This is a genomic window from Streptomyces sp. NPDC002698 (assembly GCF_042888945.1).
Taxonomy (GTDB): Bacteria; Actinomycetota; Actinomycetes; order Streptomycetales; family Streptomycetaceae; genus Streptomyces.
The window spans coordinates 1-13,901 of record NZ_JBIAQM010000003.1; the positions used below are offsets into that span (position 1 = coordinate 1).

Below are 13,901 nucleotides of genomic sequence, written 5' to 3' on the forward strand. Positions count from 1 at the left end.
CCTAGGGCGTGTCCGCAAAGTCGCGCCTGCCCGGCGACGCCTGGCACGCACTCTCGCCGCACCGGGCGAAGACCCAAGTACGTCCAGTACGAGGGTCTGCGCCCGGCACGCCGAGAGCACGCACCAGACGCCGCCGGGCCCGCCCTCCGGGCGGACGACGCGACTTTACGGACACGCCCTAGGGATTCCCCTGTGTCTGCTCTGTCGCAGCGCCCTCCGTAAGGAGCACATGGCAGGATCGGCCCTGTTCGCACATGTCTATGACGCCATGAGGGAGTGCAGTCGTGCCCGGAGAGAATCTGTCCCGCGACGAGGCCCAGGAGCGGGCGGCACTGCTGTCCGTCGACAGCTACGACGTCTTCCTCGACCTGCGCTCGGCCGTCGGGGAGCCGGAGCCCGGCGCGGCGGCCGGCGAGCCCCGCACCTTCCGCTCGGTCACCACGCTCCGCTTCCGCTGCGCCGAGCCGGGCGCGGCGAGCTTCGCGGACCTGATCGCGCCGAGTGTGACGGCCGTCTCGCTCAACGGCAGGGACCTCGACCCCGGTGAGGTGTTCGACGGCTCCCGGATCCGGCTGGAGGACCTGGCCGCCGAGAACGAGCTCGTCGTGGACGCCCGGTGCGCCTACTCCCGCACCGGCGAGGGCATGCACCGCTTCGTCGACCCCGAGGACGGCGAGGTGTATCTGTACACGCAGTACGAGCCCGCCGACGCGCGGCGCGTCTTCGCGAACTTCGAGCAGCCCGACCTCAAGGCCCCGTTCCGCTTCGAGGCGCGGGCCCCCGAGGGCTGGACCGTCTGGAGCAACGGCGTCGGCGAACTCGTGGACGGCGTGTGGAAGTTCGCCGAGACCAAGCCGATCTCCACGTACATCACGGCGGTCGTGGCGGGCCCGTACCACTATGTGACGGACTCCTACTCCCGCGCGTTCGACGACGGTACGACGCTGGAGATCCCCCTCGGCGCGATGTGCCGCAAGGGCCTGGCCCCCCACTTCGACGCCGACGACGTGTTCCTGGTGACCAAGCAGGGGTTGGACTTCTTCCACGACCACTTCGACTACCCGTACCCCTTCGGGAAGTACGACCAGGCGTTCGTGCCCGAGTACAACCTCGGCGCGATGGAGAACCCGGGGCTCGTCACCTTCCGCGAGGAGTACATCTTCCGCGGCAAGGTGACGCAGACGTCGTACGAGGCGCGGGCGAACGTCATCCTGCACGAGATGGCGCACATGTGGTTCGGCGACCTCGTCACCATGGTCTGGTGGGACGACCTGTGGCTGAAGGAGTCCTTCGCGGACTTCATGGGCACGTTCGCGAACGTCGGCGCGACCCGCTTCACCGACGCCTGGATCACGTTCGCCAACCGCCGCAAGGCCTGGGCCTACCGCGCGGACCAGCTCCCGTCCACCCACCCGATCACGGCCGACATCCGTGACCTCCAGGACGCCAAGCTGAACTTCGACGGCATCACCTACGCCAAGGGCGCCTCCGTCCTGAAGCAGCTGGTGGCGTACGCCGGACAGGACGCCTTCCTGGAGGGCGCCCGCCGCTACTTCAAGCGGAACGCGTACGGGAACACCCGCCTCGGCGACCTGCTGTCGGCCCTGGAGGAGACGAGCGGACGGGACATGGCCGCCTGGTCCCGGTCCTGGCTCCAGACCGCGGGCGTCAACTCCCTCACCCCGCAGGTGATCCTGGACGCGGAGGGACGCGTCGCCGAGCTGTCGGTGCTCCAGGAGGCGCCCGAGTCGCACCCCGAACTGCGCCCGCACCGCGTGGCCGTGGGCCTGTACCACCGTGAGAACGGCGACGGTCCGCTCGTGCGGTACGCGCGCGCCGAGGTGGACGTCGACGGGCCGCGCACGGTCGTCACCGAGCTGGCGGGATCGGAGGCCCCGGCGCTCGTCCTCGTCAACGACGACGACCTCACGTACTGCAAGATCCGCTTCGACGAGGGCTCGCTGGCCACGCTGCGGGACGCGCTCGGCGAGATCACGGACCCGCTCGCCCGGGCGCTGTGCTGGTCGGCGCTGTGGAACCTCACGCGCGACGCGATCCTGCCCGCCCGGGACTTCATCGCCCTGGTGCTGCGCTTCGCGGGCCGCGAGTCCGACATCGGCGTCCTGCAGATGCTGCACGCCTGGGCGAACTCCGCGCTCGTCAACTACGCGGCGCCCGACTGGCGCGAGCAGGGCGAGGCGCTGCTCGCCGAGGGCGCGCTGAAGGAGCTGCGGCTGGCCGAGCCGGGCGGCCAGCACCAGCTCGCCTGGGCCCGCTTCTTCGCCACCGTCGCCTCCGGCAAGGCCGACCTCCAGCTCCTCCAGGGCCTGCTGGACGGGACGGCGAAGATCGACGGTCTCGAGGTCGACCAGGAGCTGCGCTGGGCGTTCCTGGAGCCGCTGGCCGCGCGGGGCGTGGCCGACGAGTCCGTCCTCGCCGCCGAACTCGCCCGTGACGACACGGCGTCCGGCAAGCGGCACCAGGTCCGCTGTCTGGCCGCCCGGCCCTCCGCGGCGGTCAAGGCCCAGGCCTGGGCGGCCGTCGTGGAGTCCGACGCGCTGTCCAACGCCCTCGTCGAGGCGACGATCTCGGGCTTCGGCCGGCCGTCCCGGCGGGACCTGCTGGAGCCGTACACCGCGAAGTACTTCGCCGCCATCGACCGCGTCTGGGCGGAACGCTCCATCCAGATCGGCATGGACGTGGTCAGGGGCCTGTTCCCCGCGCTCCAGGACTCCCCGGAGACCCTGGCGGCGACGGACGCCTGGCTCGCGGCGCACGAGGACGCGCCGCCGGCGCTGCGCCGGCTGGTGCTGGAGTCCCGGGACGATCTGGCGCGGGCACTGCGGGGGCAGGCCCGCGACATCGCCGCCGCGGGCTGATCACCCGCACCACGCGGACCGCACCGCGGAGGGCACCGGCGCCACGGCGTCCGGCGCCCTCCGCCGTGGGCGCGTCCGGCACCCTTCACGGTGGGCACGTCCGGCACCCTTCACGGTGGGCACGTCCGGCACCCTTCACGGTGGGCACGTCCGGCACCCTTCGCGGTGGGCACGTCCGGCACCCTTCGCGGTGGGCTGATCCGATGCGCACACTGGTTACGAAATGCATGTATCCGGACCCGTGACCCCTGCCGACCCGCCTGCGGACCAGCGCCTTTCGGCAGTCGAACACCCGCGCCGAAAGGCGTATTCGTCCCGATTCGTCGACGAGCGGGTAACAGCGGTTAGAAGACGGCTCCCCGGCGGAAGACCCCGGACCATGAGCCACAGCACCCCCAACTCCCCCCGCACCCCGCGCCACCCGTTCCCCGTGCGGCACCGGATCCTGACCACCGCCCAGTTACGCGAACACGACGTGACGGCCGCGGACGCCGACGAGCGGTGCCGGCCCGGCGGTCCGTGGCAGCGGATCCTTCCCGGCGTCTTCCTGCTGCGTCCCGGCCCTCCCACGCCCGAGGAGCGGCTGCACGCGGCGCTGCTCTACACCGCGCGTCCCCCCTCCGCCCGCACGGCACACCGCGTCCCCGTCCAGCCGGGCTCCGAGGAACCGCGCGGCCACCGGCCCCGCGCGGACGCGCTGATCACCGGCCGGGCGGCGCTGGCCCTGCACGGCTTCTCCTGCGTCCCGCCGCTGCCCTCCCTCGGCAGGATCGACGTACTCGTCCCCCGGCTGCGCCGGGTGCGCTCGACCGGCTGCGTCGGCATCGTGCGCACGACCGTGCTGCCGGCGCACACGTTCGTGGCCGGGGTCCCCGTCGCCGCCGTCCCCCGCGCGCTGGCCGACGCGGTCGCGGAGCTGACCGACGCGGAGGCCGTGCGCGAGCTGCTGGCGGAGGCGGTGCGCCGCGGCTACTGCGAACCGCGTTCGGTCGTGGAGGAGCTGACGGCGGCCCGGCTGATGGACCGCCCGCACGTGGTGGACGCCGTGGACTCGCTGGTGGCGGAGGGCAGGGCGATCGCGGAGAACCGTCTGTACCGGATGGTCTTCGAGCACGGACTGCCCGACCCGGTCTGGAACGTCGACCTGCGGCTGCCCGGAGGCCCCCACCTCGGTGGTCTCGACGCGTACTGGCCCGAGCAGGCGGTGGCGGTCGAGCTGGTCACCCGGACCCCGCTCCAGGACGCGGACGCCCAGGGATCCGAGCAGGCCCGCAGGCGCGAGCACCTGGAGCGGCTGGGCATCACCGTCGTCCACGTCACCCCGCGGAAGCTCAGGGACGCGATGGAACAGCAGGCCACGGTCGTACGGACCGCGCTCATGGCCGCGGACGACCGCGATCCGGCCGCGCATGTCGTGGTGCTGCCCCGGTCGTGACGGACAGGGCCGCGCCCGGAGGGGAGGGAGGGGGTCCGCGTGCCGCTCACGCGGGCTCCCTCCCGCGTTCCGGCGGCGTTGTCAGTGCCCCGATCTACTGTGGGGCGGGCAGGAGTTCCCTGGCGGACACACCTGCCCCGACGAGCCGGACCAACGACAGGAGAGTGTGATGACGACCCTGCCCGACCGCCCGAAGACAGCGCTGCTGGTGATCGACATGCAGCACGGAGCCGTGAACGGCGCCCACGATCTCGCGGCCGTGATCGCGAACATCGGCACGCTCGTCGCCAGGGCCCGCGCCGAGGCGGTGCCGGTGATCTGGGTGCAGCACTCCGACGATCAGATGAAGTACGGCAGCGAGTCCTGGCAGTACGTGCCGGAGCTGGTCCGCGAGGACACGGAGCCCGTCGTCCACAAGAACTACGGCGACTCCTTCGAGGCCACCGACCTGGAGGACCTGCTCGCCGAGCGTGCGGTCGGCCATGTCGTGATCACCGGCGCCCAGACCGACATGTGCGTCCGCTCCACACTCCACAGCGCCTTCACCCGTGGGTACGACGTCACGCTGGTCGGCGACGCCCACACCACGGAGGACCTCACCGCGTACGGCGCCCCCACCCCGGCCGAGGTCGTCGCCCACACCAACCTGTACTGGAGGGAGCAGCGCGCGCCCGGCCGGCGCGGGGACACCGTCGAGACGGCGAAGGTGGGCTTCGCCGCCCGAGCCGCCGGCTAGAGCCTGTCGGACAGTCCCCGGGACGGGCTCCCGGACCGGTCCGGGGACGCACTGGTCGCGGGCGGCCGCTTCCCGCAGAACTCCGCCTCGACGACGGCTTCGGCGTCGCCCGCCCAGTCGCCGTTGAAGTTGAAGGCGAGGGAATGGCGGCCGTCCGCGGTGGTGAGGGCCACGCTGGACGAGCCGTGGATGCCGCCGTCATGGCCCCAGACCCGGACACCGCAGCTCAGCTTCCCCTCCAGGAGGCCGAGGCCGTAGCGCATGCCCGGGACGCCCTCGACGGCGACCGTCGTCCGCATCTCCCTGAGCTGCTCGCGCGGCAGGAGCCTGCCGCGCAGGAGTGCGGTGTAGAAGCGGTTCAGGTCGGCGTTGTCGGAGATCATCTCCCCCGCGGAGGACGCCCAGGAGGGGTTCAGCGCGGTGACGTCGTAGGTCGGTCCCGTCGTGGTCCCGGCCAGTTTGGAGTACGCCCTGCCGCTGGGCGAAGGGAGCGTGACCCGGGTGCCCGGCAGCGAAGTGGCGCGCAGGCCGAGGGGTTTGATGATCCGGTCGCGGATCTGCGAGGCGTAGGAACGGCCGGTGACCTTCTCGATCACCATGCCGGCCAGGACGTAGTTGGTGTTGGAGTAGTTCCAGGACGCGCCCGGCGCGAAGTCCGGCTTGTGGGACAGGGCGACGGCGACGAGCTGTCCGGGGGTCAGCGTGTCGTAGCGGTGCCGGAGGAATCCGTCCCTGGTGAAGTAGGTGGCGCCGAAGTCTTTGTCAGCCGTGTAGTTGAAGATCCCGCTGGTGTGGTTGAGGAGTTGGCGAACGGTGATCACGGTGCCGTCGTTGCCGTTGCCGCTCACGACGCCGGGCAGCCAGGTGTCCACGGTGTCGTCCAGGGACAGCCGTCCCTCGGCCTCGAGCTGGAGCAGGACGGTGGAGACGAACGTCTTGGTGATGCTGCCCACGCGGTAGCGGTCGGCCGTGGACCGCGGTGCGCCGGTCCTCAGATCCCCGGCGCCCGCGGTGGCCGACCAGGTGCCGTGCCGGTCCACGGCCCTCGCCGTCACCCCCGGCACACCGTCGCGCACGGCCGCTTCCAGTGCCTGCCGTGTCGGCGCGTGGCCGTCCTTCGCGGGCGCCGCCGCCGCGATGCCCGCCTGCGTCACCGCGATCCCCGCGGCGATCGCCCCCACCAGTGCCGTACGAACCCTCATGTCTTCCCCGTCTCGCTGTGGGACTCGGTCGGGGGGAGGGACACGGGGACACGCCGGCGGGTTGCCCGGACGGCGCGGGTTGATCCCTTTTCAGCCCTTCTTCAGGATCAGCTCGGTGTTGCGGTCGCGTGAGGTGCCCGACAGGTCGGTGCGGGCGCCGGGGGCGTTGAAGGAGAGTTCGCGGCACAGCGCCGCGAGGCCCGTCTGGGTGAGGTCGGAGAAGTCCGTGGCGTGCGGGGCCGCGGACTCGATGAGGGTGGTGAACAGCGAGAGCGTGCCGTCCTTGTTGTCCACCAGTTCGATGACGCGGGCGAGCTGGGGGAAGTCGACGTGGGAGGCGGTGCAGATCTCCCAGAAGGAGCGGTTGCCGGAGGCGGCGTGCGGGATGATCTCGTTCTTGTGGGTGTGGCCGTTCACCCAGGCCAGCGTGTTGCTGAAGCGGGCGAGCAGGGAGACGACCTCGCCGCCGCCGTGCCGCGCCTCGGCCGGGTGGGCCGGGTCGGCGTGGGTGTTGCGCATGGTCTTGCTGGTGTGGTGGCTGAAGACGATGACGTACGAGTCCGCGTTCTCGCGCAGCGTCTTCTCCAGCCAGCGCAGCTGAGCCGTGCCGATGGAGCCCTCGTAGTGGCCGCCGGGGTCGGTGGTGTCCAGGCTGACGCCGATGACGTCCTCGGCGATCCGGAACGTGTAGTACTGGGTACCCGCGGAGAGGTTCGCGGAGGAGTAGCCGTGGCCGATCGGGCCCGGTCCGGTGTACGCCGGGTCGAGGTGCGCCCTGACGTACTCGGCGGGGGTGAACGGGGCGCGCTTCTCGTCGGGCGTGACCGAGCGCATCTCGCGGGCGTGCGCCCTGAGCAGGTCGCGGAACGCGGCGCCCTTGGGGCTGCTGCCGTTCTTGATGGTCTTGGCGAGCGTGGTGGCCTCCGCCGAGCCCAGTGACATCAGCTTCTTGCCGCCGACGGCGAACTCGGTGAGGTAGGAGTCTCCGCGCGATCCGTAGCAGCCGAGCGGGAGCGCGTCGTGGTTGCCGACGGTGGAGTACCAGGGCAGTTTCAGGCCGGGGCTGCGCACCTCGCGGATGGCCGCCGCCAGGAAGCCCTGGATGCGCGGGAAGCCGAGCTGCTTGTCGGCGTCGCGCAGGGCGGCGTCGGGCTGCCAGTAGGTCTTCAGGTTGCTGGCCTGGACGCCCTCGTAGTGCCGCGGGTCACCGCTGTTGGGGGTGATGCGGCCGCCGCTCATGACCTTCAGGAACCACTCCAGCTCCGTCTTGGAGTTGTTGTCGGTGTTGTCCCCGGTGGTCATGACGAAGTGCAGCGGGGTTCCGGTGGCGGGGGCTCCGTGCAGCGAGTTGACCCGCTCGATCAGGGAGACCGCGCCCGCGACGGTCAGCGCCTCCTGCGGGCGCCAGGCGCTCTTGTTCTGGGAGCGCAGGTACTCGAGGCGCAGCGGGTGCTGGGCGTCGATCAGGTGCAGGTCGGTGAGCTGCACGAACGCGGCGAGCGCGGTGCGCCGGTCGGCTCGGCCCGTCCTGGCCGCGGCCAGTTCGTCGCGTACGACCCGCTTCCAGCCGGCGCCGTCACCGAGCCGGCGGTACCCGGTGGAGCCGGAGCGCGGGGTGGCGACGGAGCCCAGGGTCGTGCCGCGGGTGTAGGGGGCGAGCGCGGCGGGTCCCTTCGGGCCGGCCGTGGCCAACTGGCCCTCGTTGTGGGCGACGGAGTCGGCGACGGGCGCCTGGGCGGCCGTCGCCGCGTGCGCCGGGGACTGCGGGCGCAGGGCCAGGCCGATCCCCGCGGAGAGGGACACCGCTCCGGTGGCGGCCAGCAGGGTGCGGCGGTTGAGGGCGGGTACGGTGGCGACAGAGCGTATGCGCGGCATGGCGCGGTCTCCCCGAGTACGAACGCGTCGGCAGTGGCCGCGGGGCGCTCGACTGGCGAACTCCCCGCTTGTACTGGATCGTTGGCACTGGGGATGACCTGCGCGTTAACTGGACGGCAACGGGCGACGCCGATCACCGTACGTCGATCTCCGCGCACCCTGGGCGTCCATGGAGTCCTGTCCGAACGGCCGGTGGAGGGTCACTCCGCGTTCATCTTGCGGGGTAGGGGAGGTGGATCCGGGGCGACGCAGGCACGTTCACGGCGACGCCCGCACATTCACGGCGACGCACGCACGTTCACCGCGACTCCCGCCCGTTCACGGATTCGCCGGCGAGTACGCGGGCGCGGACCAGCGCAGCGGGCTGGCGGCGGACGTCTCGACGGCTTCGGCGAGGGTGAAGCGGACGGTCCGTTCGCCGTCGGGGGTGAACTCCGTGCGCGCCGTGCCGGTGAGCTGGAGCACCGTTCCCGATGTCCAGTCCAGGAAGAGCAGACCGGCGCGCGGATCGGCCGCGAGGTTGCCGAGGGTCAGGAACATGGAGTTCCCGGGGTAGTCGGGCCAGCTCAGTTCGCCGGGCGCGTCGACACGCACGAAGCCGGGGTTGCCGCCGCGGTGGCTCGCGTCGGCGCCGTGCGCGTGGACCGTGGCGAGGAAGAAGGTGTCGGCGGCCTCGACGAACTCCCGCTGGGAGAGGGTGAGTTCGCCGCCACGCCGGGGAACGCCCGGCGCCCGGGCGGTCACCGTCTCGTACGTCCGCCTCTTCTGGAGGTACTTGGGGCAGTTGGCGAAGACCTGGTCGGTCTCGACGGCGAAGCCGCGCGGGGTGGGCCGGACCCGGCCGTTGAGGCGCATACGGCGACGGGTGCGCGGGTCGAGTGCGATGGCACCGACGGCGGTGCCCGGGGTGGTGAGCGCGGCGGTGAGCGGATCACCCGCCGAAAGGCCGCCCGCGACCGAGATCCGACGGGCTCCGGTGGCCCGTACGAATCCCGGCTCCCCGGTGAGCAGCGAGGCCCACACCCCGCCGCCGCCCGCCGTCCCGGCGCCGCGGTCCCGTTCCGTCCCGCCCTCGGGGGCCGCCGCGCCGACGACCAGCATGGGCTGGAGTTCGAGGAACGCGGCGACCACCGGGCGGATGCCCCGGCCGACGGACCGGCCCACATGATCGGCGAGGTCCCGGACGCCGGCACGGTCCTGGATCGCCCGCGAACCGGAGTGATACGTCATGACGACTCCAGCCGCGAGAGGAAGCCGCGGGCCGGCGCGGACGCGTTCGGCGCCGGTGCCTCGCGGCGGGAGGCGGGCGAGCGGCCGGGGTCCTCGACGTCCAGGCCGACGCGGCCGGTGCGCGGCGTCATGACAGTCCCTTTCCGCCGGCGGCAGCCCCAGCGTGAGGCTAACCTTTCTAATCGATATTAGAGGTTAGAATCGAGAGCGTCAACCGGTGACCTACCCTTGAGGGGTTAGTCGCGAAGGGAGACCCCATGTCCACCAGCCCCGACCCCCGCCCCCTCACCGGCGAGCCGGTCTCGCTCGACCTGCTCAACACCCGCTGGATCCACGAGGGCGCGGTGCGGGACCTGCTGGCCGACACCGAGGGCCTCGCGGTGTGGCTGGCGGCCAACGGGCTCGACTTCCCAGCCGACGACACCGTCCTGCGGCACACGCTCGAAGCCCGTGACGCCCTGCGCGCCGCGGTCGACACCCCCCACGGCGAGACCGGCCGGCAAGGCTCCCGGTTCCCGGCACGGGCCGCCGCCCGCGTCGACGCCGTCCTCGCGCACGGACGCGTCCGCCTGACACTGACCGATCAAGGACCGGGCGGGACACCGGAGTTCGACGACCCCGCCTGGGGCCCGGCCTGGCTCGCCGCGCGCGACTACCTGGAACTGCTCCAGGCCGCTCCGGACCGCATCCGCCGCTGCGCCCACGAGGCGTGCGTCCTGCACTTCTTCGACACCTCACGGAACGGCACCCGCCGCTGGTGCTCGATGGCGGCCTGCGGTAACCGCGCGAAGGCGTCCCGCCACTACGCGCGCACAAAAGAGAGCTGAATCGACAAAGAGAGACATCCACCCCGCCCTGGATATCCGCCTATAGCGCACGATCTCCGACGTGACGCATGGCGGAAGTGCGCCATGGCTGCATCCCGCCACGGTCAACTCTCCCCAAACAACTGTCCCTTGGGTAAAGCTGAGCGGTCATCCGGGTTCACATTCCGGACTGATGCGACCGGTCCCTCAAGAACCACCGGAACCGGCCGTTCCACGCTCGTTCCTTTACCTCCAAGGGATGCAGATGACCTCCGACCCTCAGCGCGCCCCGATATCGGGCGCTAGACGCGTGGCCCGCCTGGCCATGGCAGCGGGCCTGGTGGCCGCGCTCTCCGCGGCAGGGCCCATACCCATGGCCTTCTCCGCGGACACGGGTGCGCCCACGGCCGACCCCGGCACCAAGTCCGCCGCCGCCAAACTCGGTTCGGCCGACGCCGACCTCCTGACCGAGGCCAAGGCCAACGGCGACAAGAACGTCACGATGATGATCGCGACGGCTCCCGGCCAGACCGAGCAGGTCGCCAAGGAGCTGGACGCGGTCAAGGGCGGCTCGGTGGGCCGCAGCTACGACAAGCTCGGCTACGTCCGCGCCACCGTCCCGACGAGCAGGGCGGACTCGGCCATCGCCGCCGCCGCGAAGCTGTCCTCGGTGCACGGGATCGACCTGCGCCAGGAGATCGCGCTGGACGACCCGACCCCGAGCGCCGACACGGCCAGGCACGGCAGCAACGCCTCCACGGCCGCCACCTACCCGGGTCCCGGCAAGAAGACGCCCGCCGAGAACCCGTACAACCCGTCCTTCGAGACGGGCGCCGTGGACTTCGTGCAGGACCACCCGAAGGCGGACGGCCGGGGCGTCACCATCGGCATCCTCGACTCCGGCGTCGACCTGGGCCACCCCGCCCTGCAGAAGACCACCACCGGAGAGCGCAAGATCGTCGACTGGGTCACCTCGACCGACCCGATCCTCGACAGCGACGGCACCTGGCGTCGGATGACCAACCCGGTCAGCGGTCCGTCGTTCTCCTACGGCGGCGTCAGCTGGAAGGCACCCGCGGGCGACTACCAGGTCAACCTGTTCCGTGAGTCCGCGACGGCCGGAGGGGACGCCGCGGGCGACGCCAACCGGGACGGCGACACCACCGACGTCTGGGGGATCCTCTACGATCCGGCCGCCGGTACCGTCCGCGTCGACCTGAACAACAACTTCGACTTCACCGACGACACGCCGATGAAGCCGTACAAGGACGGCTACCAGGTCGGCTACTTCGGCACCGACAACCCGGCGACGGACGTCGTCGAGCGGCAGCCGTTCGTCGTGGAGATCCGCAAGGACGTGCCCACCGACCCGTACGGCGGCGACTGGGTCGGCAAGAAGGCCGACTTCGTCAACATCGGCGTCATCGAGTCCGAGCACGGCACCCACGTCGCGGGCATCACCTCCGCCAACGGCCTGTTCGGCGGGAAGATGAACGGCGCCGCGCCCGGCGCGAAGATCGTCTCCTCCCGTGCCTGCACCTGGACCGGCGGCTGCACCAACGTGGCGCTCACCGAGGGCATGATCGACCTCGTCGCCAACCGTGGCGTCGACATCGTCAACATGTCCATCGGCGGCCTGCCCGCGCTCAACGACGGCAACAACGCGCGCGCCGAGCTCTACACGCGTCTCATCGACACCTACGGCGTCCAGCTCGTGATCTCCGCGGGCAACTCCGGCCCCGGCGCGAACACGATCGGCGACCCCGGCCTGGCCGACAAGGTCATCTCGGTCGGCGCGACCATCTCCAAGGAGACCTGGGCCGCCAACTACGGCTCCCAGGTGGAGAAGAAGTACGCGATGCTGCCCTTCTCCTCGCGCGGCCCGCGTGAGGACGGCGGCTTCACGCCGACGCTGAGCGCGCCCGGCGCCTCCATCAACTCCACCCAGACCTGGCTGCCCGGCGGCCCGGTCGCCGAGGCGGGCTACACCCTTCCGGCCGGCTACTCGATGCTCCAGGGCACCTCGATGGCCTCCCCGCAGGCCGCGGGCGCCTCGGCGCTGCTGCTGAGCGCGGCGAAGCAGAAGGGCATCACCCTCACCCCGGCCACCCTGCGCACCGCGCTGACGTCGACCGCCGACCACATCAAGGGCGTTCAGGCGTACGAGGAGGGCGCGGGCCTCATCAACATCGGTGACGCCTGGGACTCGATCAAGGACGGCGCCACCGCCCACGACTACACCGTCAAGGCCCCGGTCGACACCGCGATCGACTTCGCGCTGAAGACCCCGGGCTTCGGTACCGGTCTGTACGACCGCGAGGGCGGCCTCAAGGCCGGCCAGCGCAAGACGTACGACATCACCGTCACGCGTACGTCGGGCCCGGACCGGCCGGTCCGGCACGAGCTCTCCTTCGAGAACAACGCCGGCGGCGCCTTCCGGATCCTCGGCAAGGACGAGGTGTACCTCCCGCTGAACCAGCCGGTGACCGTCAAGGTCCAGGCCGCGCCGGAGTCGGCCGGGCTCAAGAGCGCGATCCTGGAGGTCGACGACCCGCGCACCGAGGGCGTCGACAAGCAGATCCTCTCGACCGTCGTCGTCTCCTCGCCGCTGAAGTACACCTACAGCAAGTCGAGTTCGGTGCAGCGCAACAGCACCACCTCGTACTTCGTGACGGTCCCCGAGGGCGCCAAGTCCCTGGAGATCGCGATCGGCGGGCTGAAGGACAAGAGCCAGACCCGGTTCATCGCGATCCACCCGTACGGCGTTCCGGTCGACAACACCAGCACCCCGTACTGCTACAACAACTACCTCGACGGCAACGGCTGCAAGCCCGACGTGCGTTCGTACGCGGACCCGCAGTCCGGCGTCTGGGAGATCGAGGTCGAGTCGCGCCGTACCTCGCCGCTGCTCGACAACCCGTACAAGCTGGATGTCGCCGTGCTCGGCGCGGCCTTCGACCCGGCCGTCGTGACCGTCCCCGAGGCCAAGGTCGGCACCCCGGCCACCGCCTCCTGGAAGGTGACGAACAACTTCGCCGCGATCGACGGCAGGCTGAAGGGCGGTCCGCTCGGCTCCTCCAAGAACGCGCGGCCGACCATCGCCGAGGGCGCGACGCAGACCACCACGGTCGAGGTGCCCGCGGGCGCCGCGTCGCTCGACGTGGTCATCGGGAACGTCTCGGACAACGCCGCCGACCTCGACCTGACGGTGTACAACGCCGCCGGGGCCGTCGTCGGACAGTCCGCGGACGGTGACTCGGAGGAGGCCGTCTCCATCGCCTCCCCCGCCGCCGGTACGTACACCGTCGAGGTCGCGGGCTACGCGGTCCCGTCGGGCTCGACGGCGTACGACTACCAGGACGTGTTCTTCTCCAGCGCGCTCGGCACGGTCACGGTCGACGACTCCACCCCGGTGAAGCTCGCCACCGGCGCCTCGGCCACGGTGTCCGGCTCGGTCACCGCCGCCGCGGCGGCACCCGAGGGACGCGAGTTCTTCGGTCAGGTCCAGCTGGTGAACGCGCGCGGCACGGTCGCGGGCCTCGGCAGTGTGAAGATCGAGAAGGTCACACCGTAGCGGTGTGACACCCGGCCGCGCGAGCGGCCCGGGGACTTGGGGCGGGCGTCCGGGAACGGACGCCCGCCCCTTCGCGCGCCGCCCCTTCGCGCGCCGCCCGCCCGCGGACCGCCCGCCCGTGGACCGCCCGGCCCCGTGCCCGGACAGCCCTTCCCGTGCCCCCG

Annotated in this window: 9 protein-coding genes; 5 read left to right on the forward strand and 4 right to left on the reverse strand. The window is 71.5% G+C overall.

The genetic code is table 11. The features are described 5' to 3' along the window. Positions 1–284: 284 nt before the first annotated feature. The 3 genes from pepN (at position 285) to ACFYW9_RS04815 (ending at position 5,050) form a co-directional block, all read left to right on the forward strand. The gene (gene pepN, locus ACFYW9_RS04805; RefSeq protein WP_389144841.1) at positions 285–2,879 is read left to right on the forward strand and encodes an aminopeptidase N; all 2,595 of its coding nucleotides are present in this window, start codon (positions 285–287) and stop codon (positions 2,877–2,879) included. Between the two features lie 379 nt (positions 2,880–3,258). Then, complete coding sequence (locus tag ACFYW9_RS04810) at positions 3,259–4,314, forward strand: hypothetical protein (RefSeq protein ID WP_351862952.1); 1,056 nt, start codon at positions 3,259–3,261, stop codon at positions 4,312–4,314. Between the two features lie 169 nt (positions 4,315–4,483). Further along, a complete protein-coding gene (locus ACFYW9_RS04815; RefSeq protein WP_389144844.1) occupies positions 4,484–5,050 on the forward strand; it encodes a cysteine hydrolase family protein in 567 nt (188 codons plus the stop codon). On the opposite strand, the gene ACFYW9_RS04820 is transcribed toward ACFYW9_RS04815, so the two are convergent. The 4 genes from ACFYW9_RS04820 to ACFYW9_RS04835 all read right to left on the reverse strand — a co-directional run bounded on the left by ACFYW9_RS04820 (position 5,047) and on the right by ACFYW9_RS04835 (position 9,488). Further along, positions 5,047–6,252, reverse strand: a complete 1,206-nt coding sequence (locus ACFYW9_RS04820) for a serine hydrolase domain-containing protein (RefSeq protein ID WP_389144847.1) — start codon at positions 6,250–6,252, stop codon at positions 5,047–5,049. The two genes, ACFYW9_RS04815 and ACFYW9_RS04820, sit on opposite strands and share 4 nt — an antisense overlap. Before the next feature lie 90 nt (positions 6,253–6,342). Beyond that, entirely contained in the window at positions 6,343–8,127 is a 1,785-nt protein-coding gene (locus ACFYW9_RS04825; RefSeq protein ID WP_389144850.1) for a TIGR03767 family metallophosphoesterase, read from the reverse strand. A gap of 318 nt (positions 8,128–8,445) precedes the next feature. Further along, positions 8,446–9,357, reverse strand: a complete 912-nt coding sequence (locus ACFYW9_RS04830) for a pyridoxamine 5'-phosphate oxidase family protein (protein ID WP_389144853.1) — start codon at positions 9,355–9,357, stop codon at positions 8,446–8,448. Next, positions 9,354–9,488: a hypothetical protein gene (locus ACFYW9_RS04835; protein WP_389144856.1), complete on the reverse strand. Its 135-nt coding sequence runs from the start codon at positions 9,486–9,488 to the stop codon at positions 9,354–9,356. Before ACFYW9_RS04835 ends, ACFYW9_RS04830 begins: the two co-directional genes overlap by 4 nt. A gap of 126 nt (positions 9,489–9,614) precedes the next feature. Between ACFYW9_RS04835 and ACFYW9_RS04840 the strand changes: the two genes are divergently transcribed. Next, positions 9,615–10,184 carry a CGNR zinc finger domain-containing protein gene (locus ACFYW9_RS04840; RefSeq protein WP_389144858.1) on the forward strand — a complete coding sequence of 190 codons (570 nt, stop codon included), beginning with the start codon at positions 9,615–9,617 and terminating at the stop codon, positions 10,182–10,184. Positions 10,185–10,428: 244 nt separating this feature from the next. Continuing rightward, entirely contained in the window at positions 10,429–13,737 is a 3,309-nt protein-coding gene (locus tag ACFYW9_RS04845; RefSeq protein WP_389144860.1) for a S8 family serine peptidase, read from the forward strand. Positions 13,738–13,901 lie beyond the last annotated feature (164 nt).

Bases quoted from the DNA above. Each gene is read 5' to 3' on its own strand.
- ACFYW9_RS04810 (WP_351862952.1), top strand. From the start codon at position 3,259: ATGAGCCACAGCACCCCCAACTCCCCCCGCACCCCGCGCCACCCGTTC.
- ACFYW9_RS04815 (WP_389144844.1), top strand. From the start codon at position 4,484: ATGACGACCCTGCCCGACCGCCCGAAGACAGCGCTGCTGGTGATCGAC.
- ACFYW9_RS04820 (WP_389144847.1), bottom strand. From the start codon at position 6,252: ATGAGGGTTCGTACGGCACTGGTGGGGGCGATCGCCGCGGGGATCGCG.
- ACFYW9_RS04825 (WP_389144850.1), bottom strand. From the start codon at position 8,127: ATGCCGCGCATACGCTCTGTCGCCACCGTACCCGCCCTCAACCGCCGC.
- ACFYW9_RS04830 (WP_389144853.1), bottom strand. From the start codon at position 9,357: ATGACGTATCACTCCGGTTCGCGGGCGATCCAGGACCGTGCCGGCGTC.
- ACFYW9_RS04835 (WP_389144856.1), bottom strand. From the start codon at position 9,488: ATGACGCCGCGCACCGGCCGCGTCGGCCTGGACGTCGAGGACCCCGGC.
- ACFYW9_RS04840 (WP_389144858.1), top strand. From the start codon at position 9,615: ATGTCCACCAGCCCCGACCCCCGCCCCCTCACCGGCGAGCCGGTCTCG.
- ACFYW9_RS04845 (WP_389144860.1), top strand. From the start codon at position 10,429: ATGACCTCCGACCCTCAGCGCGCCCCGATATCGGGCGCTAGACGCGTG.